The organism is Thalassolituus sp. UBA2590, from assembly GCF_002339775.1.
In the GTDB taxonomy this organism is placed as follows: domain Bacteria; phylum Pseudomonadota; class Gammaproteobacteria; order Pseudomonadales; family Oceanobacteraceae; genus Thalassolituus.
The window spans coordinates 25,172-50,722 of record NZ_DDKU01000108.1 but is presented as its reverse complement, the minus strand read 5'-3'; the positions used below and the strand labels follow the sequence as shown (position 1 = coordinate 50,722).

Sequence of the window (25,551 nt, the reverse complement as noted above, 5' to 3'; positions counted from 1 at the left end):
GCGATGATGCTGTGCACCAGGTCAATGTTCTCTTCGAAGTCCCGGCCCCGTTGTCTGATCGGTGCTTGCTGAGCAATGATCTTGTCAGCAACGCATTGTTTACATTCAATACAGCCCCAGCCAGCACTGCTGCACTTATCGTGCACTTCGATGAGTTCAGCCCCTTCGGTGTAAACCTGATGGAACTGCCATACAGCACAGGCCTCTGGCGTACCAGGGTCCGCAAGCCGCACCCGGTTGGGGTCTGTCGGCATATTACGGAGTGCCTTCTCAACCGTTTCCGGCTCCGCTCTCAGCGGAATAATATTATCGTGGGTGTTGGACATCTTACGTCCGTCTAGCCCCGGCATTTTCGCCGCCTGCTCTGCCAGCACATGCTGAGGTTCCGGAAGGATGGCTACACTGTCCCCTTCAAGATACCCGAGCAGTCGCTCTTTATCTGACAGCGTCAGCTTATTCTGCTCGCGAATCAGCGCCTGAGCCGTTGCCAAAGCTTCTGTATCGCCGTGACGTGTGTGTGCAAGACGCAGCTCGGTATAAAGCTTTCCGGTCTTCTTGCCCAGCTTCCTGATTGCCGCTTCTGCATTGGCAGCAAAATCTTCTTCTGAACCGTACAGATGATTAAACCGACGGGCGATTTCGCGGGCCAGTTCGACATGTGGCGTCTGATCCGCCCCCACCGGCACCAGACCAGCCCGGTACGCAAGCACATCTGCACTTTGCAGTAATGGATAACCCAGAACGCCGTAACTGGCCTTATCCTGCTCCCGGTTAGATTCAATGAACTCTTTATAGGCTGGCGCCCTTTCTAACCAGGCGAGAGGCGTGATCATAGACAGAAGAAGGTGCAACTCCGCCTGCTCCGGCACACGACTCTGAATAAACATATGGCTGGCACCAGGATTCACGCCGGCGGCTAACCAATCAACCACCATTTCCCAGGTGCTTGAAGCGATGTCTTCCGGGGAGGCGTAACCGGTCGTCAGGGCGTGCCAGTCGGCAACAAAGAAAAAGCAATCGTACTCGTGTTGCAACTTAACCCAGTTTTTCAGAACACCATGATAGTGCCCCAGATGTACCGGGCCAGTCGGGCGCATTCCGGAAACCACCCGCCTCTGCGGATCCACTGTACTCAAGCCTGCTTCCTCTCTTTGCTTCTTATGTATTCGTTTTTACGCTGACTCGGCAGCGATGTCACGCTCTGGTAACCACCGCTACCGCTCAAAATTACTTGAGACCGGAAATACCGATGGCTTCACGTACCTGCGCCAGCATAGGCTTGCTGACGGCACGCGCTTTCTCAGCTCCCTTTTGAAGCTCAGCCTCAATGTCGGCTGGACGCGCAAGAAGGTCTTCATAGCGCTCGCGGGCCTCGGCGATTTCTTCATTGATCAGTGCAAAGAGTTTCTTCTTGGCATCGCCCCAACCAATACCTTCCTCGAAAGCACGACGCATTTCAGCGGTCTGCTCCTGAGTCGCAAACGCTTTCCAGATCTGGAACACGGCTGATGTATCCGGATCTTTTGGCTCACCCGGCTCAAGCAGGTTGGTTTTAATCTTATTGATATGCTTCTGCAGCTTCTTTTCTGGCAAAAACAGAGGAATGGTATTGCCGTAACTTTTACTCATTTTACGACCATCCAACCCCTGCAGAATGGCACTGTCTTCGTCCACCTGATAATCCGGCAAAGTGAGCAATGGCTCTTTCTTGCAGTAGATATGGTTGAAGCGCTGCGCCATATCACGGGCCATTTCAACGTGCTGAATCTGATCCTTACCGACAGGTACCTTGTTTGAACCGAACATCAGGATGTCCGCCGCCATCAGAACAGGGTAACTGAACAGCCCCATAGTAATGGCTTTATCCGCGTCCTCACCTTCTTCAACATTGGCATCAACAGCAGCTTTATAAGCGTGAGCACGGTTCATAAGCCCTTTCGCGCACACGCAGTTAAGCACCCAGGTCAGTTCCGGAATCTCAGGGATGTCAGACTGGCGATAGAATACGGCGTTATCTGTGTCCAGTCCGAGAGCCAGCCAGGTGGCGGCAATTTCTTTAGTCGACTGATGGACAGCTGCAGGGTCCTGGCACTTGATCAGCGCATGGAAGTCAGCAAGGAAGTAGAAGGACTCGTTATTGGTATCGCGGCTGGCTTCAATCGCCGGACGAATAGCACCGACATAATTACCCAGGTGGGGAGTCCCGGTGGTCGTGATACCGGTTAAAACACGCTGTTTGCTCATTGGAAGAACCCGTTACATCCGTTCAATCGTAAAGGGCGCAATGATAGCGGTTTTAACCGGTGAGTCACAGGGCCGGTAACCTGCGGATTACTTACTTAATTTACTCGGCAAAGGCGCTGGCATCGCCCACGCCCTGACGTGCGATCTCAGGAACGTCTCCGGTCATATCGACGACGGTCGTCGCTTCAAAACCGCAGAAACCACCATCAATGACCACATCCAGCTGATGCTCCAGCGTGGCGCGGATGTCATACGGGTCAGAAAGAGGTAGCTCATCTCCGGGCATGATCAGCGAGCTCGTCATCAGAGGTTCGCCGATTTCTTCAAGCAGCGCCATCGCAATCGCGTTGTCAGGGACACGTATACCAATCGTCCGCTTTTTAGGATGCATCAACAGGCGAGGTACATCACGGGTTGCCGGGAGGATAAAGGTAAATGCCCCTGGCGTATGCGATTTGAGCAACCGGTATTCGGTATTATCAACCTTTGCAAAAGTCGACAACTCAGAGAGATCACGACACAACAGAGTGAAGTTATGCTTAGATCCTAACTGGCGCAGCCTTGTAACACGCTCAGTCGCGGCTTTATCGCCCAGGCGACAGGCCAGCGCATAGGCGCAGTCTGTCGGAATAACTGCCAGCCCGCCCTCACGGATTATGTCCGCCGCCTGCTTAACAAGACGTGCCTGAGGATTTTCTGGGTGGATCTGAAAAAACTGGCTCAAAATAAATCCTTCAATAGTTCAATTAGATGGCTCTTTGCTTATTGCCACAAAGACCATACTGGCGTGACATCTTTAGGGAACGCTGGCATAACGCCCAGATCAAGCCCAAAACGGTTCGGCCCATGGAAATCACTACCACATGAGCCCATCAGACCCATATCTTTTGCCAGGGTCGTCATCTGACCGCGTTGATTGTTGTCCATCTGCCCGTAAGCGACTTCAACGGCGGAGCCCCCTGCCTCAATGAAGTCAGACATGCAGGCACGAAGCTTGGTTCGCGTCATTTTATACAGATGCGCGTGCGCCATAACAGCCACACCGCCAGCATCAACGATCCATCGCACCACCTGCTCAAGTTCAGGCCAGCTGGTTTTCACGTCACCGACTTTTCCCGAGCCCAGATATTTCGTGAAAGCGGCCTGCATCGAAGGCACCCAACCCTGATCGACCAGGTAGCGGGCAAAATGCGGACGTCCCACAATATCACTGCCCGCATACTCCCGCACTGAGTCCATACAGATATCCTGCTTCAGTTTTTTGCCGACTCGCTGAGCAATTAACTCACAGCGCTCATTGCGCGCCTTCAACTGAAACGCCTCGGCTTCCTTCATTGCTGCAGAATCTACGTCCATGTTCAGGCCCACGATATGTATCGTCGCACCGCCCCACACGCAGGATAGCTCGATCCCCGGTATCAGACGCAGATTCTTTTTTTCGGCCATATCACGTCCCTGACGGAACCCTTCGAGGGTGTCATGGTCTGTGATGGCCAACGTTTTAATGCCACGTTCTGACGCCCGCTCCACCAGCTCGGCTGGGCTCAGGCTGCCATCGGAAGCAGTAGTATGGCAGTGAAGGTCTATCACGGAGTTCACGATTGGACGCTCTGGGTGGCTTACGACATAATGCAGACCATTGTAAATGCACAGCCGCCACATAGCGAATAAGCGATTTTGAGCCATATTTTCTCTTGTGAGCGAGAAAACCTGTCCAAACCTTCCGAACAACAGAATAAGTGATACAACGAGGAAACCGTAACATGTGGTACGCCATTATCAGTCGGGACATAGAAAACAGCTTGCCACTGCGGAAAGAAGCCCGCCCCGCCCACCTTGAACGACTTGAAGCGTTGAAAAACGAAGGTCGACTCCTGATCGCAGGCCCACACCCTGCCATTGATAGTGAAGACCCGGGTGAAGCAGGCTTCACCGGCAGCCTCGTCGTCGCTGAGTTTGAATCACTTGATGCAGCACAGGCATGGGCAGATGCCGACCCATACGTTGCAGCGGGCGTGTACGCACACGTCGTCGTCAAACCGTTCAAAAAAGTATTACCTTAAACAGTACCCACTGAAGCCAAGAAGACCAACAAGATCAGTGACGGAGGACTCAATGAAGTACATGATCAGCCTGCTACTCGGACTCATGCTTGCCAGCCAGGCAGCACAAGCTGTCGAAAAGCGTTATGTAACCGACAAACTGTATATCCAGCTTCGCTCTGGCCCATCGAATGAGTATCGGATTCTGAAAGTCGTTCAGAGTGGCGAGCACCTTATCTACCTTGGCGAAGAAGGTGACTTCACACACGTGAAAACAACAAAAGGCGTGGAAGGTTACGTACGTACTCAATACCTGGTTAACGAACCCGTGGCCAAAGAAAATCTGATTCTGGCAAATCGTGAACTCGATAATATCAAAGCTGAACTCACAACCGCCCGGAACCAGGTAGAAGAACTGACGCAAGAACTCGAAACGGCCAAGTCTGAACGCGCAGATGCCAGTCGCTCCAGCACAGAGTTAGAACGCGAACTCGAACGTATCCGTACTATTTCAGAGAATGCGGTCGCGCTTGACGAAAAAGCACGAAAGCTGACCCGCAAAACACAGGAACTGGAACTTCAGGTGAGTACACTGTCAGCGGAAAATCAGGAACTTCGTGGCGACAGAAGTCTCTCTTATCTGATCTACGGCGGCGGTCTGGTTGTCGTAGGTATTATCGGTGGTCTTATTCTACCGGGTCTCCGCGGTCGTCGTAGTAACAGCGGCTGGGCATAATGCAGATACATTTAATAAATAAGGACAATTTCATGCGTAAGTTTTTAATGCTGGCACTCCTGGCACTTCCTGTATTCAGCGCGAATGCGGAAGAGACCGTCCACATCGGTCTGAATACCAGCGAAGGTTACATTGAGCTGGCACTCGATAAAGAGAAAGCACCAATTTCTGTTGAAAACTTCGTTACCTATGTTGAAGAAGGTCATTACGATGGCACCATCTTCCACCGTGTAATTAAAAATTTCATGATCCAGGGGGGTGGTTTCGATGCCTCAATGAACCGCAAACCAACCCGTGCGGCGATAAAAAACGAAGCTAAAAATGGTCTTAAAAATAAGCGCGGTTCTGTTGCGATGGCTCGTACTGCAAGCGTAGACAGTGCCACCAGCCAGTTCTTCATTAACGTAAAAGACAATACCTTCCTGGACCATGGCGTACGTGATTACGGCTATGCAGTATTCGGCGAAGTTGTTAAAGGTATGGATGTGGTCGATAAGATTACGGAAACACGCGTCGGCCGCCGCGATCAGCCAGCAGAAGATATTATTATCAACAGCGCTGTCATCGTTGAAAAAGAGAGCGAAGAAGCACCCGCGCCTCTGATTGAAAACTGAAGCCCTATGCGGATGATCGACCCACAGTCGTCAGCCGCGAGTCTGTCAAAGTAACACTGCCAGAAGAACCGGCAGGAATGCGAACGACAGAAAGGTCGACACGACCACTAACCCGGCCACTGCGCCGGGTTCTTTGTTATAGCGGACGGCAAAAAGGTAATTGAATACCGCCACAGGCATCGAACTCTGGATGAGCACCACGCCCCGAGCGACGCCCTCGAGCTCCATAAACCAGCACACAAGCAACCCGGCTGCGAGACCGCCGAGTATCCGTATCAGGCTGTATAAAAATGCCTTCCCCCACCCGCTCACCTGCAGGCCATAGAGCGATACACCAAGAGTAATCAACATAAGGGGAATGGTCATACCACCGATCAAGGCCACCGCGTTATTCAGAAATTCAGGCAAACGCGCGCCGCTGATAACGAGAATGACGGAAAGCAGAATTGCATACATAATAGGCATGCGCGCAACACCACTTAGTCCTCCGGCGTCTTTTCCTCCTGCAAGCAGGATACCTACTGGGAAATGCGCGACAGACAACATCATAAAAAACGCCAGTGCCAACGCAAGGCCCTGTTCGCCAAATGCCAGCATACAAACAGGAAGCCCCATATTGCCGACGTTCGGAAAAAGAAATGACGGCAAATACGTGCGGACACTGTCCCCCAGCATACGCGGCACTATGATGCCCGGAAGTGTCATCAAGACCGTTACCAGCACGCATGCCAGAGCTGTCTGACCGAAGACCTGAGGGTCAATATCGACTTGGCCCAATACCGATAACATCAGGCAAGGCGCGCCTATATTCAGCACCAGACGGGAAACAAAATCACTGTCGTAGCCAGTGCGGGTATGTGCCCATATTGCGCCCAGCAATGCACAGAGCACGACAGGAAAGAGTACGGTTGCTATTTCAATCATCATAGCCGGGAGTATACCGCTCCTTCGTCAGCTTTATTACAATACGCACCGAGAAACCGGACGGGTGAGAAATTTGAGCATCAAAGAAACAACCACGGGTGATACCGATACGGTTCTGAGGCATCCAGACCTCACCTGGAACGAGCATGGGCTCCCGGTGGCTGATGACTTCGACGACCCATACTTTTCAGTTGAGAACGGCTTAGAGGAAACCCGCTACGTTTTTCTGAAACAGAATGGCCTTCCGCAGCGCTGGCAGTCCCACCAGGCGCCCTTCCGCATTATTGAGACCGGCTTTGGCACCGGGCTCAATTTTCTTGCTACCTGGCAGGCATTCCAATCCACTCGTGGCAAGAATAACTGGCTGCACTTTACCAGCATCGAAAAATTCCCGTTAAGCCGTGATCAACTGCAAAAAGCACTGGCCCTGTGGCCGGAGCTTAGGGAATTATCAGACAGGCTTATTGAAGCTTACCCTCCGGCATTAAGAGGATTCCATACTCTCAAATGGCCGGATGAGCGGGTCTCTTTGACGCTGATTTTTGATGATGTTCATTCTGCTCTCCCCCAACTGAATGGCCCGGTTGACGCCTGGTTTCTTGATGGTTTTGCCCCAGCGAAAAACCCTGCGATGTGGTCTGACGCGCTGTTTTCTGAGATTCGACGCATTAGCAGAAACCCTCGCTCAAATCGAATACCGACGGTGGCGACCTTTACCGCAGCAGGCGTGGTCAGGCGAGGGTTAAAAGGCGCCGGTTTTAACATCGCAAAAGTACCAGGCTTCGGCCGCAAAAGAGAAATGCTCGCAGGCAGGTATGCGGCAACCACCGGCCCAGAGCAAAGTCGGTTGCATAACCATCTACCATGGCAACTGTTTCCTGCACCACTTAAAGACGCCAGCAAAGTCGTCGTTGCAGGTGCTGGTCTCTCTGGCTGCACCACAGCGCGAGCGCTGGCAGAGCGTGGTTTCCGGGTCACGCTGTGCGACCCTGAAGGTATCGCCAATGGGGCCTCAGGGAATCCACAAGGCGGACTTTACATAAAGCTGGCCGCAGACGACCAGGCAACCCATTCTGATTTTTATCGTCAGGCCTATCTGCTCGCTCTGAAAGAAGTCGAGCGTATGCTGGAAGCTCCAGTAGAGAATAATAAAACCTGGGATGCCTGTGGCGTACTACAGCTCGCCTACAGCGCTAAAGAAGAAGTGCGTCAGCAACGCTTTGTAGAGCGGCATCAACCACCCGCTGAATTCGTAGCGTCTGATAGCGAAAAGAAAGGGCTGATCTTCCCAGCGGCCGGATGGGTATCTCCGGCTGATTTCTGCAAAGCTCTCGTCAACCACCCGAATATTCAGTTTATTACCGCCGCAGTAACAAGGATAACCGGCGAACAGAATGCACTGGCCATTACTACAGACTCTGGTGACCTTGATGCCTCTGCGATCGTAATAGCAACAGCCCACCAAGCGAATGAACTTGCTGGTGAGCATAGCTACCTGCCAACCAAAAAAATTCGTGGGCAGCTTACTTATCTTAATGCTGATGCATTACCAACGGCAGATACCGTACTCTGTGCGCGCAGCTACATGGCACCGCCACTCAACGGGCGCCTCGTACTCGGTGCTACCTATAACTTAAAAGATGAAGAAGCAGAGCTTCGGGACTCGGATCATCAAACCAACCTGAGCCATCTCTGTGATTTTGGTGCTGAATGGGAAACTGCTGCGAACTCCGCTGAAATTATTGGTGGCCGTGTGGGCTTTCGCTGTACAACACCGGACTACCTGCCGATGGCGGGGCCACTGGTTGTTAAAGATGAATTCGTAAAGCGCTTTCGCCCGATGACCAAAAACGCGAAGCGCATCCCTCGTGAGCCTATGCCCTGGATGAGCGGAGTCTGGTTGAATATTGGCCACGGCTCGCGAGGACTGGCGTCCTCTTCTTTATGCGCAGAACTGATCGCCGAACAGATGGCTGGTGATGCCGTCAGTACCAGTCAAACCGTGGTCGATGCTTTGGCGCCAAACCGGTTTTTATTGCGGGATTTAATCCGCAATAAATTATAAAAGCCGATGGTCAAAGCCCCGGGGGTAACTGATCGAGAAGCGCCAGTTGGCAGGTTTCCCCAACCGGGTCAAACAGGATGACAACCTGCCCGCGGCGTATCTGCTCACGAACCTGTTCTTTTTTGTCGTCAAAAGAGTAGTTATAGTCGCCGTAATCGGTGCCTTCACGGCTGACAAACTCTTCGATAATACCGTCCAGGGCGTCGGCCGAAAGACGGTCGTAGGGAACGCGGATGACACCCTCTTCTGGCGCCTGTCCATCGCCAGAGTGAAAGTCAGATTGCAAAAGCACCCTCCCGCTCCCACTCACAACTCATACGCAATTCAGCATCTGACGGTGTGTGACCGTGCTCGGCCTGCCAGTTAAAGGTGTGCTTACCAGAGAGTTCGGTTTCCAGGTGGACCGTGGCGGAAACCCAGTGCATCGCTTTCAGCAGACTTTCGAACTGGCGCAACCAGCTTTCCCACTCATACTCTACAGCACGGTAAGAGGCAGCGAAGTGAATGATCTGCGTCTGATAGGCCCCACTGAAAATGTCATCTCCAGAGATTGAGAACATCTCACGCTTAAGCAGGGAGAAGTCATCATCCAGACCAACAGGCAAGGACTGTATCGCACCCCAGTTGGTGCGGCGCTCGCGGCGGGCTGCGAGGTCTTCTGTGGAAGGAATGTGGCGTATCACGCCGTAAACGATCGATTCCTGATCAAACTGAGACACGAGCTTCTCTCAATGCTGACTAAGGCTTTGATCATACCCAAAAGTTGCTCCAACAGAAACTGCCGGAGCCACCCTGAATGGAAACATTATAAAGACCACTCAACGGCCGACCACGTCCTGAATTCGCATACGCACATAGCTTCCGGGCGCATCTTCGATCGCTGCAAGTGGACCGTCCCCGGGCTCACGAGCCGGCACACGCTCCGCACCACCCTGCTCCTGAATCCAGGCCTCCCAGTCCGGCCACCATGAGCCACGATGGCTTTCGGCGCCCTGGAACCATTCATCACTGTCTTCAGGCAAGCAGTCGTTGGTCCAGTAGTTGTATTTGTTGGCGGCTGGAGGATTAATAACACCTGCAATATGACCTGAGCCGCCCAGGACAAAGCGTGGCTTTCCACCAAGCACTTTGGCTCCTTCGTAAGAGGCTTTCCACAGAGCAATATGGTCCTGAGACGTCGACAGGAAATAGGTCGGAACTTTAACTGCAGAAAGATCGATTTTTACGCCATCGATTTCCAGTGCATTCTTCTCGCGTAGAAGATTGTTCAGATACATGTTGCGCAGATAGTATGAATGCATGCGCGCCGGAAGGTTCGTACTGTCCGTATTCCAGTACAGTAAATCAAATGCAGCCGGACGCTCGCCCTTCAGATAATTATTCACAAAGAAAGACCAGAAAAGATCATTCTCGCGTAAGGTGTTAAAGCTGAACGACATCTGACGGCCATCATAATAACCGAGCATATCCATTTGTTTTTCCAGCCCAGCGATGGTCGTTTCGTTAATGAATACGCCAATTTCTCCCGGCATCGAAAAGTCGATCAGTGTCGCAAGAAAGGTGGCCGACTTAATACGCTCTTTGCGCTTTTTCTTCAGGTAAGACAGAGCCGCCGATAACAGAGTGCCGCCTAGGCAATAACCGATCGCGTTAACATCTTTTTCACCGGTAATCTGCTCAATCACATTCAGCGCTTCAACCGGGCCTTCCAGCAGATAGTTATCAAAACCTTTATCACGTAATGACGGACCGGGGTTAACCCACGAGATAACAAACACCGTATGCCCCTGACCTACCAGCCAGCGAAGCAGCGAGTTATTCTCACGCAGGTCCATGATGTAGTACTTGTTGATAAAAGGCGGAATGACCAGAAGTGGGCGCTTGAAAACCTCTTCCGTTGTTGGCGAATATTGAATCAGCTGCATCAGTTCATTCTGATACACCACCTTACCCGGCGTCGTTGCTACGTTCACACCGACCTGAAAGGCCGACGTATCCGTCATAGCAACATTTAGTGCGCCATTCGCACTGGCCTCCAGATCTTCAGTTAGTTGCTCGATACCGTGAGCGAGGTTCGCCCCTCCGGTTTCGAGCGTTTTATTGATCACATCAGGATTCAGGCCGGCAAAATTGGAGGGTGCCATCGCATTTGTATACTGACGGATCAGGTATTCAACTTTACGTCGTGCGTTATCGCTAAGGCCGTCTGTGTCATCGATCATCTTTTTCAGGGTATTTCCTTGAATAAGGTAAAGCTGCTTCAGATAATCAAAGAAAGGGTTCGCTTCCCATTCGGCATTCCTGAATCGTTTATCGCCTTTTTCGGGCTCGACAATTGGCTCTACCTCTTTACCCATCAGGCGAAGTACGGTGTTCTGAAATAACGCCTGTTGTTTTTTGAGCAGATCCATCTGGTCATCGATAAGTTTATCCGGGTGCTCCATCATGGCTTCGCCCAGTTCTTTAAGGGCTTCTGAGAAATCGTTCAATACACAGGCTGCCGGGTCTTCTGCCGAGGTTGGCTGCTGTATGAATTTTTCCCAAACTTTGCCGGTATGCTCCGCCGCCTGTATAGCCATATCAAAATAATCGCTAACTGCAGCCGTCAGCTGCTCAGACACATCACTCATCGACGTTCAATCTCCATGTAATTAATAAACAACCCAGTTGGTAAGACGTCCAATCAAAAAAGGCCACCGCAAGGGTGGCCTTATTCACTGCACCCGTCAGATTAAGCCGCTTTAGCTTTTGACGCCGCAGTTTTAGCAGTTGTCTTGGCAGTTTCAGCCGCAGTGTTGCGCATCTCTTCCATGATGCCTTCCATCTGGGTTTTGAACTCCATAGTCATGTCAGACAGTGTTTTAACGTCTTCCATGATTTTCTTGTTCATGCCAGATGCAACTTCAGCCTGAGAAGATGCGAACGTGCGCATTGATTCCAGGTCCTGTACATCAGCCGCGGATTTCATCTGGCTCAGTCCCATTTCAGCGTAGCTCTTAACCGCGTTGATCTGATACTCAGTCAGCTTCTCCATATTTTCAACGAACAGACTGTTGAACTTCGACATAGGCGCGTACATCGTTTTTGCCTGTTCAGCGAATGCATTAAGAATATTCTCTTGCATGGTCTTGCTCCTTCAATGGTTGGTAAGAACAACTATCACTTCCACATGCTGCAGAAGTAACATTACACTTGGGTGACAGCCGTACGATTAAAGTAGCAGTCACAGCGGTGATTGCACCTCTTTAACCGCACCGCAATGAGCAAAGCTTACATTGCCCCTCACTGTGTCCGGATTTATCCAATTCCGTCAGTCTTTGGACTGTCCCGCCATCATCATAGACATCAGATTCTGCTGAAAATTGGTCATTGCGCTCATGCCTTTTTCCATCATTGGCTGATAGATACTCATTGGATCGTATCCATCTTCTCCCGCCTTCATTTTTTCCATCATTTGTTCAAACACATCTGCCTGAAATTGCTGAACGTCGGGTAAACCAAGCAGACGACGGAATTCTTCTGGCGTCATATCGAATGTGACATTCACTTTCATTTCGTGTTCCTTTATTTGGTTATTGGCGGCTCTGTTGCTGCTCATCTGGGGACAAACTAAGCCAGGCTATGACCGCACCGGCCAAGGAGGTTGCCCCTGCAAGCACAAACACCAGCGTGCCACCCAGAGGCTCCCAGAGCAAGCCACTGACCCAGGCCCCCACCGCACCTCCTAAGCCAAAACTGACACTGCTGTATAAAGCCTGGGCACGCCCCTGAAGATGATCCGGAAAAAGTGTCTGAACATAACGCATTGATACTGCGTGCATCACGCCAAAACTGAACGCGTGTAAGATTTGCAACAGCAGAAGCACCCAGAGAGACCCGATAAGGTATCCGGTCAACATCCATCTAACGGCTGTAAGAACAAGACTCAGAACGACCCAGCCTCTCCAGCTAAGCAGATGCATAATGCGTCCGAATTGCCAGAACAGCACAACTTCGGCGATCACCCCTACACACCAGATAACCCCGGTCAGACTGGCGCTGTAACCAGCTTCATCGAGGTAAATACTAAAGAAGGTGTAATAAGGTCCAAAAGACAACTGCAGGAGGATATTAACAAGAATAAAACCTGCGACAGGCCCCTTAAGCAAGCGTCGCCAGAACTGCTGGTCTGTCTGGTTTTCAGGTCTGACGGGGTGATTAACATGCGGCATAAGCCAGGCATTAGCGACGATGCAGAACATGAGCGCCCACATCACCGCAGGCAACACTGAAATACTTAACGCCTGAAGCACTGCGCCAAGCAACACCACACTGACAATAAAGCCAACGGAACCCCACATGCGAACGCGACTGTAGCGATCGACCTGATTCGCCATCGACTGCATACAGAGTACTTCGTACTGCGGCAGCATGGCTGCCCAGAAAAAGCCATAGGCGATCATAACTGCAGCCACGCCGTAGAAGCTTTGTGTTGCGTAGATCAGAGAAAAGCAAACCAGAGTAAGAAGACCAGCCATTCGCACCATCTGAACCGGGCCACGGAATCGTCGGCTCTGAGCGGCCCACATATTGGGTGCAAGAATTCTGACAACGCCAAACAAGGCCATGAGGCTGCCAATTTCGACCGCAGTGAACGAGAGGTGTTTCAGATACAGGCCCCAGAAGGGAGCAATACACCCCAGGAGTGCGAAGTACAGGGCGTAAAATAAGGCGAAGCGCGATGGTGTAACTGGCATCAGCGGACGACCAGAAAAACGTATGAGGTGAAGGTACCAGCGGTCATAAGCGCCCGCTGGTAGTCGAAGTACTTATCTTGATGTTTATTCCGGCGCCTGGCCTGGAATCACTGGCGTAGTACATACAACATCGGAATTCTGGCCACGGTCACGCATCAGGTGGTCAAGAAGAACGATGGCCATCATGGCTTCGGCAATCGGTGTCGCGCGAATGCCAACACACGGGTCATGACGCCCTTTCGTGATGACTTCAATCGGATTACCGTCAGTATCTACAGAGCGCCCCGGCAGAGCCATACTCGAGGTTGGCTTAAGCGCAATATGCGCAATGATGTCCTGCCCTGTAGAAATTCCACCAAGTACACCACCCGCATGGTTGCTCAGGAAGCCTTCTGGCGACATTTCGTCTCTGTGCTCAGTACCTTTCTGTTCGACAACATCAAAACCGTCGCCAATTTCTACGCCCTTCACTGCGTTGATGCTCATGAGTGCATGAGCGAGATCTGCATCGAGGCGATCAAAGATCGGCTCACCCAGACCCGGCTTTACACCTGTCGCTACGACGCTGATTCGTGCACCAATAGAGTTACACTCTTTGCGCAGCTTATCCATGTACTCTTCCATTTCTGGCACTTTACTCGCGTCAGGACAGAAGAAAGGATTGTTATGAACCTCGCTCCAGTCAAAGGCCTCAGCCTTAATAGGACCAAGCTGGGAAAGGTAGCCACGGACTTCAATGCCCTTTCCGGCCAGCACTTTCTTTGCAATCGCACCAGCAGCAACACGCATCGCGGTTTCGCGTGCAGATGAACGACCACCACCACGATAGTCGCGGAAACCATACTTCTGCGTATAAGCGTAGTCAGCATGTGCAGGACGGAAGGTTTTGGCAATGTTCGAATAGTCTTTAGAGCGCTGATCGGTATTTTCAATAATCAGGCCAATCGGCGTGCCTGTGGTCTTGCCTTCGAAAACGCCGGAAAGAATCTTCACCTGGTCTGGCTCGCGACGCTGAGTCGTGTGACGCGAGGTTCCCGGCTTACGACGATCCAGGTCAGCCTGAAGATCTTCTTCAGTCAGTGGAATACCCGGTGGGCAACCATCAACAATCGCCCCGAGGGCAAGTCCGTGACTTTCACCGAACGAGGTGACTGTGAATAATTTTCCGAAACTGTTACCAGACATAAGATTTCCGTCGCAGCGCTCACGCGCCTGTTGTTAATTCTTCAGTTAATACATCAAGGTCTGAGGCTCTCAGAACACAGACACCGTGCCCACCATGTTCAAACTCGGGCCACTCAAAAGCCAACTGAGGGTATGCCGTCTGTAAGGCCGGGAAGCTGTTACCGACCTCCAGAATGAAGATACCGTCGTCCGTCAGATAGTCCCGGGCCTCCGCCAGCATAATTCTGACCAGATCCAGACCATCATCCCCGGCCGCCAGTGCAAGCTCAGGCTCGTGGCGGTACTCCTTCGGCAACTCCGCCATATCATCGGCATCGACGTACGGAGGATTCGACACAATGATGTCGTAACGCCCGGATGCCGCAGAAAACAGGTCAGACTGTAATGCAAAGACACGATCATCAAGGCCATGCAGGCCAATATTAGCTTCAGCCACTTCTAAGGCCTCAAACGAAATATCGAGCAGTTCTACCTGAGCGTTGCCGAACTCATGGGCACAGGCAATACCGATGCAGCCAGAGCCTGTGCAAAGATCCAGGATACGCGCCGGCTCTGCACTGTCAGGGAGCCAGGGCGAAAAACGTGCCTGAATAAGCTCACCAATCGGCGACCGTGGCACAAGAACCCGCTCATCGACCAGATAGGGTTTACCACAGAACCAGGCTTCCCCCGTCAGATACGGTGTCGGTACTTTTTCGTGTATCCGCTGGCTCAGTAGATCGACAACACGTTCACGCTCTGAGCGAGTCAGTTTCGACGAACGCCAGTTATCTGCGAGCTGCCATGGCAGATTCAATGCGTGTGCAACCAGGTACAGGGCTTCGTCCCACGGATTGTCAGTACCATGCCCATGATAAACCTCATGTTCCGCCATCCGACTCACAGCCCAGCGCACAAAATCCTGCAACGTAGACAGTTCATTGATAGCTTCCTGAGCAAGTTGGTCGAATTTCATCAGGTCTGGCCGTCCAAAAAAGGCGCTATTGTATCAGGATCAGCAGCGGCGCTCACCATAGAGACTACTGTGGCCGTGCTCGAACGCATCAAGCGCGTCGTTAGCAATCTGATAGCCCAGATCAACCATCTCCTGTGCACGATAAAATTCGTACATTTCACAGCTTTCAGTCGGAATACGGATCAGCAGATCAGGCGGATACCCTGCCGTCTTAAAGCGACTCAGAGAAGACTGCATGACCTCAAACATACGGGTTAGGGTCTCCAGTTTTCCCAGATTCTCATTCGCTTCTTTACGGGCTTCATTCGTGCGCTTACCAAGCCACTCAGAAGCACGATCCATAACGGTATTGAGCCAGGCTTTCTTTTCGCTTTCAGATTCCGCAACATCTCTTACGAGGTTCTGTGGTGTCGGCACATCCGAATTGATATCAACGGCAATAATCAGGTCAGCATGAGCTGATACGCACGGGGTAATAGGTAAGGGGTTCAATACCGCGCCGTCCACTAACATCATGGTGTCGGTGATGACGGGTTCAAGAATGGTTGGAATCGCAGCAGAAGCACGCATTGCTTCGACCAATGAACCCCGCTGGAACCAGATTTCTTTTTCATGCTTCAGATCGGTAGCCACCGAGGTGTAGGGAATATCCAGGTCTTCAATATTGATCTCGCCTAGCAGCTCACTGATAACACCGTAGACTTTCTCAAGCTTGATAGCGCCACCGGATAGCAAGCTGAAATCGACGAGTTTCAGCACATCTATGTAGCCAAGGCTGGTGACCCAGTCACGATACTGGGGAAGTTTTCCTGCTGCATAAAAGCCACCGACAATGGCGCCCATTGAGCAGCCGGAAATTTTCACGATATCGTAGCCACGCTCTTCAAGCGCCTGGATAACGCCTATGTGGGTATAACCACGTGCGCCACCGCTCCCCAACGCGAGAGCGACGGTTTTCTTTGACTGATTCATCGGGTTGTCTAGTCCTATCGCCAGGCCAAAGCTGGCATTTATCTGCTTTAACGGCCCGGCCAGAACGTAAAGCGAACGGCCGGTCGGCGGTCCGCGGTAGGAGCTGGAGTTAGCGCCCCATGCGCTCTGACATCAATGCCCGGCAACGCTTTGCGTACCTGCTCGGCCAAACGTTCAGAGCATTCTAATGTGTCCTTGATATGTGCACCATCATAACAATGCACCATCAGGTGCAGGCGCGTCTTCAGACCAACAGAAAGCCCCTGAACTGCATCAAACAGAATCTGGCTTTCGGTAACGTTCACGCCACGACTGTCTGCTACAAAGCCCGGAAGCCAGCCCGACGTCACGGACAATGATGCAAGAACTTCGTCCTGGGTAACCTGCCCAATTTTCAAGGGTGTCCTGGTGACCAGTTGATCAATCAGAACTTTCGGCTGACGCCCGCCGCGCATGGAGATATACACCATGGTCAGTTTCTGGGTATCAGCGTATGGCTCAATGGTTACGAAATACGCCTGGTCTTTATCGCGGCTAACCAGACTGGACAGATCAAACACGTCGTTTGCCCAGAAGTTGCTGCTACCACAATCAATACCAATACACTCATACAGTGTTCTCTGACCGTCGGTCTGGCGCCGGAAGTACACTCTCACCTCTTCGAGACTTACGCCGTCCGGCAAATTATAAACGGAACGCTCGCGCTCTCCGGAGACACGCAATTCGCGCTCTCCAAAGGTATCTGCGCGCTGGTGCTTCAGCTCAGAAAGTACAAGCCTGTAGCGTGAAACGCTCTCTTCAGAGCGTTCGATTAATTCACTGTCGGGGAATGGTGGCGGTGCTGCAGAGACACCCGCAGGCATCACAGAAGCGAAAAGTACCGCCAAAAGTAGAGGATAAAACCGGGTGTAGCGGGCAAAGAGAAGCATAAGCAACCTGTTATGTGACACTCTGCCCAATGTATCAGAATCTCAGGCTGGCACCCAGCTGCCAGTAACCGTTTTCAGCCGGGTCTGCACTGACTTCAACTCCGGTACTGTCGGTCGCTCTGATCGTACGATTTCTTAGCTGACCAATCTCGGCATTCAGCCACACGCCATTGCGCCAGCGAAACTCTGCACCAACACCCATTCTCCAGTTCGTATAAGAGACGGTCGTTACCTTTGCTGGGGTCAGATCATCGACTTCTTCTTTCCAGTAACCACCGTCAGGATAGAAGCGGGCATAGGTTGAGAACTCCTGACTCCATCGGGTCTGAATATTCGACCTGGGAAAACCCAACCACATTTCAGTATCGGAGGTCAGCTTGGTGGCCAGCGCCAGAAGCGGCCGGGGTTTGCGGTCGCCAAATTTACGGTCAACCACAATACCGTATTGCCAGAAGGTCGTGCGGCCCGTGTAAGTCCGGCCACTGACCTCAACGTTCAGATTGAGATTCTCAGTACCAACAGCATCGAGGTCCGTCATGACGCCGGGCTCAGCCATCAGGTGAAACTCAGTGCTGCCAGTGCGTTTCTGTCGGTATTTAATTGGCACAGATAACCAGATGTATTCACCCTCTGCGGCATTCGCGCCTTCCCAACGGAATTCAGTTAACTCCAGAGACACATCAGAAGTCAGAGATTCTGTGCCACGGTCAGCCCGCTCAAGCGGCAATGAAATCGCAACGGTGCTGGTCGCAAATCGTGTACCTACGCCGCTGTCGGGCGCCCCTGAAATTTCCTGCCCCCATTGAAAGGTGGACGCATTTGCCTGAAGTGCTGCCAATGACAGCAGCAGGCTAGTCGTTATTTTTCGCATACAAATTTCCGATAATCTCTTCAACACGGGCAAAACTGCAGAGTTGCCCAGAGGCTGCTTCCTGTTTACGGGCGATATCGGTTGCTGCAAGAACATCAGCAACGAGTTTCAGATCTGCAAGAGCCTGCCCGCGCACTCCAACCTCTGCCTGACTTTCAGTGTAGTCGGCAATAAAGTCATATGCGTCAGATTCGGCACGTCGACGAAGAGGATCTGTCGGTTTACTCAGACCATTGAGTACATCACGTACTCCGGCAAGTGCGAATGCGCTCTCATGATCGCCCGCCAGCAGCGCATCGCGAATAAGAAGAGCCAATACATCCGCTGAACGACGGACAAGAGAATGAGGAGTGCCGGTGGTTGGTATCGACGCCACCGGCTTCTGTATATGTTCAGGCAACCAATTCAGCATACTGCATCCTCCACTGAAGATGAGGAGGATTCAGCAATTAGCAAGCCAAAATAACAAATCCTTTAAAAATCAGATAGATAAAAAGATATGCGGTCGTTTCTTACCGCACAGTGTCAGTTTACTGCCGCTCTGATTTTCCGCTGTTTCCGTCAGCAGCCCGGTTCCGTCGTGTAATATGCGTTCGGACGCTGCGAACACCGAGCAGCACCAATAACAGCACCACAGGCATCGCTACGCCCTTCGCCAGACTGACATCGATAGGTACCCCTACCGCTTTCAGGCCATTAAATGCTATTTCCAGCAACGACAACAGATAGTAGCCGATAGCAACCACCGAGAGCCCTTCCACCGTCTGCTGCAATCTCAGTTGCAACTGACTGCGACGGTTCATGGAGGATAACAGGTGCTGATTCTGCTCCTGAATCGACAAGTCGACTCGTGTTCTCAGCAGACTTGTGGTCCGGTGAATACGACGCGACAAATCCTCAAGACGATCCCTGACCGAGTTACAGGTTTTGATGCCTGGCGTCAGTCGACGCTCAAGGAACTCCTGCAGGCTCTGAACACCATCCATTGGGACTTCCTGCAGCTGTTTGATCCTGTCTCTGACCAGATCGTGGTAGGCCACTGAAGCTGAGAATCGGAAGTTTGTGTCAGAGCGATGGCGCTCGACTTCTGCCGCCAGATGCGACAGTTCCTGCAGCAGCTCGCGCTCATCTTTGTCTTTGTCGATTTCTGAGATACTCAAATTCAGAGTCGCCAGATTGTCCTCGATACGTGACAATTCTGCGCCCATTTCCCGGGCTACAGGTAGAGCCAGCAATGACATCAGGCGGTAAGTTTCCAGCTCACACAACCGCTGTACCATGCGACCGGCCTGATAAGCATTGAGATCCCGGTTCCAGGCGACGATACGCCCAAATCCGTCGCTATGAAGCTTAAACGCGGTCCAGACCTGGGCTTTATTCTCAGCGACTTCTGAACCTGACACACGCTGACCTTCGAACCAGCGCTTCAGGTCAACGTCACTGGGTGACGATTCAACCATCACCAGATTAACGGCTACGACTAATTCTCCGGGCATGCTGGCTAGCCAGTCTTTAGGAATAAACGCCAGAGCATCGTCAGAAAACGGGGCTGCGTCTTTGCTGATAAAGGTGAAGTTCGCAAATTCCAGATGGCGTTCCCAGCGCAGCTCAAACCCACCAAAATCCTGATACAGGCAACTGGAGTCGTTACCCGGCGCCGGCACGCTGTAGCGGCGGCAGAGGTCATTGACGTGCTCAAGAATCTCTTCGCGATTATTATCGAGCATCACCGTAAAGTGAGTAACCTGACAGCCACCCTCAATGATTGGTGATGGCCGGTTATGTAACTCCTCATACAGTGATGATCTCTGCGGATGCACTCGTAGCGAGACCGCCGGAGCGCTGATCTCGGGCGTGCCCGCCTCACTGGCTACTTCCTGTATCGCATGTTTCATTCCTGTCTCCCGATGTATTTGCTCATCATTCTTACTGCTTTCCACTGACTCAACTCAGTAACTCACTGAGCGGTACGTCAAAGCGTTCGTCAAACTCTGAGCTAAAGTCGTTTTGCCATTGGCGTAATTTCACCAGCTTTTTGGCATCTCCGGCATTGGCCTTACATAGTTCCTTCAATGTCTGCCCGGCAAAGAACTCAGAGGTTTTAATGGTCTCAGGCGCCCGAACCCAGGCCCAGCGCCCCTCCTCCGTGAATACAACCCAACCCGACTTGCGAAATTCATTAAGCATATTGGTAACTCGCCCTGCATCGACGTCACCCAATTGGCGCCGGATATCCAGCTCGCGATTTAGAGGTTCACCACTCCGGGCTTTGATCAGAATTTCTGCCAGTCGCAATCGCTCATTCACCGGATGACGCCCTGCACCAGGCCGACGATAATGGCTCAGGCCGTAGCTCAACTCAGCGCCCAATAGAAGAAGCATCCAGGATACATAGATCCATAGCAAAAACAGCGGAACAGCAGCAAACGCGCCATAGATCAGCTTGTATGATGGAAAAAGCCCCAGAGCACCACTGAACAGAAACTTGCCCAATTCAAAGGCCGAGGCAACGATGACGGCGGCTATCAACGCATGAGGCACGGGGACTTTGCAATTCGGCACCATCAGATAAACCACAGTCACTGCGCCGGTGGTCAATAGCCACGGAACAAGCCGCGCCAGAATAGTCAGCGGCCCACCGGGAGAGTTTTCCCACAGCGGCATTGATGCCAGAACAGAAGATGTGGCTACACCGGCACCAAACAACAACGGCCCAAGGCTCAATACAGCCCAGTAACGGAAAAATGTCTGAATTTTCGAACGCGAACTTTCAACGTTCCAGATTCGGTTGAACTGCCCTTCAATGGTCTGTAGCAGGAAAATACAGGTCACAAATAAAGCGGCGATACCAATCCAGGTCAGCTGTCTCGCCTGCTCACTGAATTGGCGCAGGTAATCCGTAATCACTTCACTGCCCTGCGGCAGAACATAACTGAGCAGCTGCTGGTTCGCATCCTGCCCCCACTCCTGCAGTGTCGGAATGGCGCTGAGAATGGAATAGCTGACGGTGATCACAGGCACCAGGGCGAACAGCGTTGTGTAGGTCAGAGCGGCAGCTTCTTTGCGACGCTCCATGCTTTCGAAACGTTTAAGTGTCTGCCATAAAACGCGTCCGACATGGGCTGGTTCAGGGATAAAACTCGGCTTCATAGGTATCCTTAACGGGTATCCTTGTTACAATGGCGACCAAATGACTGTCTACCGGAATTCAGAAAAAGCATGAGCGATATTACCATTTATCACAATCCCCGTTGCTCCAAGTCCCGCCAGACACTGGCGCTTTTACAAGAAAACGGCGTCGAGCCAACGGTGGTCGAGTATCTGAAAGAAACACCCGATGCAGCGACCCTGAAAGCGGTCATTGATAAGCTCGGCATCACGCCGCGTGAGCTTCTCCGTACCAAAGAAGCCGAATATAAAGAACATGGTCTGAATGATAAAAACGTCTCTGACGACGCCATCATTCAGGCGATGATCGAATCCCCCAAGCTGATTGAGCGCCCTATTGTGATCAAGGGTAACCAGGCTCGCATAGGCCGCCCACCAGAGCAGGTACTGGAGATTATTTAATGGCTACGCCCTATGTTCTGGTGCTGTATTACAGCCGCCACGGCAAAACTGCCGAAATGGCTAAGCTGATTGCACGCGGTATCGAATCAGCCGGACTGGAGGCCCGTTTACGCACTGTGCCAGAAGTCAGCCCGGTCTCTGAAGCAACGGCACCGGCAGTGCCAGACGACGGCGCAGTCTATTGCACTCTCGACGACATCAAGCACTGCTCAGGTCTGGTACTGGGCAGCCCAACCCGCTTTGGCAACATGGCTGCACCGCTGAAATATTTCCTCGATACCACCAGCAACCTCTGGCTGACCGGTGCTCTGATCGATAAACCGGCCAGTGTGTTTACTTCCACTTCGTCGTTACACGGTGGCCAGGAAACCACACTGACATCCATGATGACACCTTTGATGCATCATGGAATGGTCATCGTTGGCCTGCCCTACAGTGAGGCCGGTTTATCCACCACCTCTTCAGGCGGTACCCCTTACGGCGCTACGCATTGGGCGGGCCCGAACGGCGATCACGAGTTAAGCAAAGAGGAAATTGGGTTGTGTAAAGCTCAGGGCGCACGTATGGCAACACTGGCGAAACGCCTGTCTGGAGCAGACGAATGAAGTCAAACCGCGCATGGTGGGCAATGGTGCTCTGTTATCTCGGTCTCTTCGGGCTTCTGTTGGCAGGAACCTACGCGGGGGCGCCTGAACACGTTAAAGGCGACGAGGACATTGTCGGAGCCACGCTGATGTTCTGGCTCGTGAAGTGCATACCCTTACTGCTATTTATTCCGGGCATCATCAAGAAATCGCACTACGCAGCCTCCTGGCTCTCGTACATGGCCATGTTTTATTTTGTCGTGATCATCGCGACTGGCGCGGGTATCTGGATGTGGCTTCAGGTTCTGACCATTGCCCTGCTGTTCATCGCTTCGCTGATGTTTACACGCTGGAAGAAAGCAGAAGAGTAGGCTTAAGCTGAACGATTAAACTCTGCTCTGATCGCGGGATGACGTTACTCGTCGTCCCACTCGCCGTCAGTATCATCGTCGGCAATTTCAGTAGTCACGGTGGCGCCACACTTCACACACTTGCCATCGATATAGACAACACCGCCCATTTCATACTCGACCGGGTCTTTCATTCCCAGGTCCACTTCCATGCAGTCATTGCACCAGGTCTGCGTCAGAAACGCTTCCTGATCTTCTTTATCACGCGCGTAAAAATCCCGCTCTGTCCGTTCCATTGTCTACTACACTCTTAAACAGGCCAATCGGCCCTACAAAAATAAAGGGACCGTGTCTTATGTGACACAGGGACCCAGACCTATATTCGTATTCTATTCTGATTAGGCAGATCGATAAACGGAAACTCCCATGAGAATTCAACAACAAATCACACTGAGCGTTATTGCCTGTACGGTTGCCGCCGTGCTTGTAACGACGATTGTGACAGTAACGACCTCTATCAACGCCTCGTCGGAGCATGCCGAACGTCTGATTAACGACAATCTGACCGCCCAGCGAGAGCAGAAAAAAGCGCAGATAGAGAACTATTTCAGCGATACAGATAAGCAGCTGCGCCTGATTGCTAAGAGCCCCTTCATTCGTGAATCCCTGACCGAACTGATCGCTGGCTTCGACGCCTACGCGACCGAGGTTAACTATCAGTCGGCGAATGAGCTGAAAACCTACTACGAAGATGAATTCAACCAGCGCTACCGCGAGATTACGGGCTCAGGTAGCGACATCGACGCACTGACGCAAAATCTGAGCGCTAACACCCTCGCTCTGCAGAATAACTATATCGCCCGCAACCCCAACCCACTGGGCGAGAAAGAAAAGATGAACCGCGCGGCTACGTACGCCTACTATGACTCGCTGCACGAAATGGTTCACCCCTTCCTGCGCGAATATCTGACTGGCGAAGGTCTGTATGACGTCTTCCTGGTTTCTGACCGTGGCGATATCGTTTACAGCGTCTACAAAGAGCTGGATTACGCAACATCGCTGCTCAACGGCCCCTATCGCGATAGCGGGATTGCTGATGCATTCCGCGCGGCACAGCAACTGAATGAAGGAGAATCTGCCTTCGTCGACTTCCGCCCTTACACTCCGTCCTACGAAGCAGCCGCTGCGTTTCTGTCGACACCAGTCCACGTAGGCGACACCCGCATAGGCGTGATGATCATTCAGCTACCGATCGATACGATTTCAGCCATTATGAGCAATGGTAGCCAGTGGCGGGATATGGGCTTGGGTGAAACCGGCGATAACTTCCTTGTGGGTGGCGATCATCTACTTCGTTCAGAGATGCGCGGATTCCTTGAATCTCCGGATACCTTTCTTAGTGCATTGCCTGCGAGTGCTGTCCCTGCAGGCGCTATGGAAGCGATTCGCCAACGCGGTTCGCTGGTTGGTTACCTGAAACTAAAAACAGACCTGATCAATACGGCCAGCACAGGTACTAGTGGAACTGGACGTCAGGTCGATGTAACCGGCACTCCGGTTCTGAGTTCTTACACACCAGTTTCTGTGTTCGATAAGACCTGGGTGCTGATAAGCCAGATGAGCGAGGGCGAAGCCTTCGCCAGCGTGTCAGAAACAAAATCAGACCTGATCCTCTACAGTCTGATTGCTTCTCTGTTGGTTGCCGGGGCTGGCATTCTTCTCGCGACTATTCTGGGACGCTCGCTCACACGCCCAATCGTCAGCTTTATTCGCCAGATCCGGATCGGCGCAAGCAACAAAGATCTGAGCATTCGATTTAACGAGCAAGGCGCCCAGGAAATCGTCAGCCTGGCAAGGTCGCTCAACGAGATGATGACCGACCTCGATAGCTTTATGAGCAAGGTTAACGAGACTTCAACCTCACTGAACGAACACGCCCACACCCTGGAAGACGTCACCATGTCGACCAGCACGAAAGTGAATCGTCAGAACGAAGAAGTAAACGCTGCAGCCAACGCAACCAGAGAGGTCAGTGAATCGGTCGGCGAAGTAGCGTCTCATGCAGATAACGCAGCGCAGCACGTTCGCGATACCCGCGGCCGCATTATCAATGGGCACAAACTCTCCGCAGAAGCACGTAAGTCGATCCGTCACCTGCGGGAAAATATGAAGCGCTCAATGACTTCCATTGAAACCCTCGAAACAGAAAGCGAGAGCATCGGTGCAGTACTGGATGTTATCCAGACCATTGCTGAACAGACCAACCTCCTCGCTCTCAATGCCGCCATTGAGGCAGCAAGGGCCGGAGAGCAAGGTCGCGGTTTTGCTGTGGTGGCCGACGAAGTAAGAACACTGGCCAGCCGCACCGGCGAGAGTACCGATGATATACGCAACCGGATTCAGGCCTTGCGAAGCCAGGTACAGAATGTACGTGAAGCAATCTCAGCCTCTGAACAGGACACGCGTGAGTCATTGGATGGCATTGAAAAGACCGTGGAAGAAATGGACGAAGTCGCCTCCAGTGTTGATGGCATCGAACAGATGAGTATGCAGATAGCGGCATCAGCGGAAGAACAGAGCCAGGTAACATCAGTGATTGAAAAGAACGTCGCACACGTTCGCGACCTCTCTGATGAAGTACTCAGCTCTACCGCTGTGATCAGTACCAGCAGCAAGGAACTGGGAGAACTGGCTTCAGTAATGAAGTCTCACCTCGCCCAATATCAGTTCGGAAAGCACTGAGGGCAGCCACGCCCTACTGCAGCGGAACACTC

The 25,551-nt window shown here is 52.1% G+C and carries 28 protein-coding genes; 8 read left to right on the top strand and 20 right to left on the bottom strand.

Going from position 1 to position 25,551, the window contains the following annotated elements:
* The 4 genes from B2067_RS09810 to B2067_RS09795 all read right to left on the bottom strand — a co-directional run.
* A partial coding sequence (locus tag B2067_RS09810) for a tryptophan--tRNA ligase (protein WP_301388297.1) occupies positions 1-1,097 on the bottom strand: 1,097 nt, incomplete at its 3' end.
* A gap of 130 nt (positions 1,098-1,227) precedes the next feature.
* Positions 1,228-2,244: a tryptophan--tRNA ligase gene (locus tag B2067_RS09805; RefSeq protein WP_068439571.1), complete on the bottom strand. Its 1,017-nt coding sequence runs from the start codon at positions 2,242-2,244 to the stop codon at positions 1,228-1,230.
* 100 nt (positions 2,245-2,344) lie between these two features.
* A complete protein-coding gene (locus B2067_RS09800; RefSeq protein WP_068439569.1) occupies positions 2,345-2,968 on the bottom strand; it encodes an L-threonylcarbamoyladenylate synthase in 624 nt (207 codons plus the stop codon).
* Between the two features lie 38 nt (positions 2,969-3,006).
* A complete protein-coding gene (locus B2067_RS09795) occupies positions 3,007-3,930 on the bottom strand; it encodes a PHP domain-containing protein (RefSeq protein WP_139325823.1) in 924 nt (307 codons plus the stop codon).
* A 77-nt stretch (positions 3,931-4,007) separates the two neighbouring features.
* On the opposite strand from B2067_RS09795, the gene B2067_RS09790 reads away from it, so the two are divergent.
* Genes B2067_RS09790 through B2067_RS09780 form a run of 3 tightly spaced genes read left to right on the top strand, consistent with a single transcriptional unit; the run spans position 4,008 to position 5,636 of the window.
* The gene (locus tag B2067_RS09790) at positions 4,008-4,307 is read left to right on the top strand and encodes a YciI family protein (RefSeq protein ID WP_076516008.1); all 300 of its coding nucleotides are present in this window, start codon (positions 4,008-4,010) and stop codon (positions 4,305-4,307) included.
* Between the two features lie 52 nt (positions 4,308-4,359).
* Positions 4,360-5,022, top strand: coding sequence for a TIGR04211 family SH3 domain-containing protein (locus B2067_RS09785; protein WP_068436203.1), 663 nt, complete (start codon positions 4,360-4,362; stop codon positions 5,020-5,022).
* A 32-nt stretch (positions 5,023-5,054) separates the two neighbouring features.
* Positions 5,055-5,636, top strand: a complete 582-nt coding sequence (locus B2067_RS09780) for a peptidylprolyl isomerase (protein WP_414716535.1) — start codon at positions 5,055-5,057, stop codon at positions 5,634-5,636.
* A 45-nt stretch (positions 5,637-5,681) separates the two neighbouring features.
* On the opposite strand, the gene B2067_RS09775 is transcribed toward B2067_RS09780, so the two are convergent.
* A complete protein-coding gene (locus B2067_RS09775; RefSeq protein ID WP_076516006.1) occupies positions 5,682-6,563 on the bottom strand; it encodes an AEC family transporter in 882 nt (293 codons plus the stop codon).
* Between the two features lie 70 nt (positions 6,564-6,633).
* Here B2067_RS09775 and mnmC point away from each other — a divergent pair, with 70 nt between their 5' ends.
* The gene (mnmC, locus tag B2067_RS09770; RefSeq protein WP_273088756.1) at positions 6,634-8,625 is read left to right on the top strand and encodes a bifunctional tRNA (5-methylaminomethyl-2-thiouridine)(34)-methyltransferase MnmD/FAD-dependent 5-carboxymethylaminomethyl-2-thiouridine(34) oxidoreductase MnmC; all 1,992 of its coding nucleotides are present in this window, start codon (positions 6,634-6,636) and stop codon (positions 8,623-8,625) included.
* 10 nt (positions 8,626-8,635) lie between these two features.
* Here the strand turns inward: mnmC and B2067_RS09765 are convergent, their stop codons facing one another.
* The 14 genes from B2067_RS09765 to B2067_RS09700 form a co-directional block, all read right to left on the bottom strand.
* The gene (locus B2067_RS09765; RefSeq protein WP_084188860.1) at positions 8,636-8,911 is read right to left on the bottom strand and encodes a YheU family protein; all 276 of its coding nucleotides are present in this window, start codon (positions 8,909-8,911) and stop codon (positions 8,636-8,638) included.
* A complete protein-coding gene (locus B2067_RS09760; RefSeq protein ID WP_068436209.1) occupies positions 8,901-9,344 on the bottom strand; it encodes a hypothetical protein in 444 nt (147 codons plus the stop codon). The genes B2067_RS09765 and B2067_RS09760 overlap by 11 nt, the downstream gene beginning before the upstream one ends.
* A 99-nt stretch (positions 9,345-9,443) precedes the next feature.
* On the bottom strand, positions 9,444-11,255 hold the full coding sequence (locus B2067_RS09755) for a PHA/PHB synthase family protein (protein ID WP_301388296.1): 1,812 nt from the start codon (positions 11,253-11,255) through the stop codon (positions 9,444-9,446).
* Between the two features lie 101 nt (positions 11,256-11,356).
* Positions 11,357-11,749 (bottom strand): phasin family protein, encoded by a 393-nt coding sequence (locus B2067_RS09750; RefSeq protein ID WP_068436212.1) that lies wholly within the window; start codon positions 11,747-11,749, stop codon positions 11,357-11,359.
* A gap of 186 nt (positions 11,750-11,935) precedes the next feature.
* Positions 11,936-12,178: a DUF6489 family protein gene (locus tag B2067_RS09745; RefSeq protein ID WP_076516000.1), complete on the bottom strand. Its 243-nt coding sequence runs from the start codon at positions 12,176-12,178 to the stop codon at positions 11,936-11,938.
* A gap of 19 nt (positions 12,179-12,197) precedes the next feature.
* Entirely contained in the window at positions 12,198-13,361 is a 1,164-nt protein-coding gene (locus tag B2067_RS09740; RefSeq protein WP_301388295.1) for an MFS transporter, read from the bottom strand.
* An 84-nt stretch (positions 13,362-13,445) separates the two neighbouring features.
* Positions 13,446-14,546, bottom strand: coding sequence for a chorismate synthase (gene aroC, locus B2067_RS09735; protein WP_301388294.1), 1,101 nt, complete (start codon positions 14,544-14,546; stop codon positions 13,446-13,448).
* 19 nt (positions 14,547-14,565) lie between these two features.
* Complete coding sequence (gene prmB, locus B2067_RS09730) at positions 14,566-15,501, bottom strand: 50S ribosomal protein L3 N(5)-glutamine methyltransferase (RefSeq protein WP_301377529.1); 936 nt, start codon at positions 15,499-15,501, stop codon at positions 14,566-14,568.
* Between the two features lie 39 nt (positions 15,502-15,540).
* Positions 15,541-16,473, bottom strand: coding sequence for a patatin-like phospholipase family protein (locus B2067_RS09725; protein ID WP_297532185.1), 933 nt, complete (start codon positions 16,471-16,473; stop codon positions 15,541-15,543).
* A 47-nt stretch (positions 16,474-16,520) separates the two neighbouring features.
* Positions 16,521-17,402, bottom strand: coding sequence for a DUF4892 domain-containing protein (locus B2067_RS09720; protein WP_068441204.1), 882 nt, complete (start codon positions 17,400-17,402; stop codon positions 16,521-16,523).
* Between the two features lie 34 nt (positions 17,403-17,436).
* Positions 17,437-18,273 carry a hypothetical protein gene (locus tag B2067_RS09715; RefSeq protein ID WP_273088737.1) on the bottom strand — a complete coding sequence of 279 codons (837 nt, stop codon included), beginning with the start codon at positions 18,271-18,273 and terminating at the stop codon, positions 17,437-17,439.
* On the bottom strand, positions 18,254-18,685 hold the full coding sequence (locus B2067_RS09710) for a hypothetical protein (protein ID WP_068441210.1): 432 nt from the start codon (positions 18,683-18,685) through the stop codon (positions 18,254-18,256). Before B2067_RS09710 ends, B2067_RS09715 begins: the two co-directional genes overlap by 20 nt.
* Before the next feature lie 118 nt (positions 18,686-18,803).
* Positions 18,804-20,168, bottom strand: a complete 1,365-nt coding sequence (locus tag B2067_RS09705) for a DUF3422 family protein (RefSeq protein ID WP_301377534.1) — start codon at positions 20,166-20,168, stop codon at positions 18,804-18,806.
* Positions 20,169-20,217: 49 nt separating this feature from the next.
* A complete protein-coding gene (locus B2067_RS09700; RefSeq protein ID WP_301388293.1) occupies positions 20,218-21,423 on the bottom strand; it encodes a YihY family inner membrane protein in 1,206 nt (401 codons plus the stop codon).
* Between the two features lie 69 nt (positions 21,424-21,492).
* Here B2067_RS09700 and arsC point away from each other — a divergent pair, with 69 nt between their 5' ends.
* From arsC to B2067_RS09685, 3 genes are read left to right on the top strand one after another with little or no spacing between them, the layout of a single operon-like run.
* Positions 21,493-21,843: an arsenate reductase (glutaredoxin) gene (arsC, locus tag B2067_RS09695; RefSeq protein WP_301388292.1), complete on the top strand. Its 351-nt coding sequence runs from the start codon at positions 21,493-21,495 to the stop codon at positions 21,841-21,843.
* Complete coding sequence (gene wrbA, locus B2067_RS09690) at positions 21,843-22,448, top strand: NAD(P)H:quinone oxidoreductase (protein WP_301388291.1); 606 nt, start codon at positions 21,843-21,845, stop codon at positions 22,446-22,448. Before arsC ends, wrbA begins: the two co-directional genes overlap by 1 nt.
* Positions 22,445-22,798: a DUF2069 domain-containing protein gene (locus B2067_RS09685; RefSeq protein ID WP_301388290.1), complete on the top strand. Its 354-nt coding sequence runs from the start codon at positions 22,445-22,447 to the stop codon at positions 22,796-22,798. Before wrbA ends, B2067_RS09685 begins: the two co-directional genes overlap by 4 nt.
* A gap of 44 nt (positions 22,799-22,842) precedes the next feature.
* Here B2067_RS09685 and B2067_RS09680 read toward each other — a convergent pair whose 3' ends face one another.
* Complete coding sequence (locus tag B2067_RS09680) at positions 22,843-23,073, bottom strand: hypothetical protein (protein ID WP_301388288.1); 231 nt, start codon at positions 23,071-23,073, stop codon at positions 22,843-22,845.
* 130 nt (positions 23,074-23,203) lie between these two features.
* Here B2067_RS09680 and B2067_RS09675 point away from each other — a divergent pair, with 130 nt between their 5' ends.
* Positions 23,204-25,519, top strand: a complete 2,316-nt coding sequence (locus B2067_RS09675; protein ID WP_301388287.1) for a methyl-accepting chemotaxis protein — start codon at positions 23,204-23,206, stop codon at positions 25,517-25,519.
* Positions 25,520-25,551 lie beyond the last annotated feature (32 nt).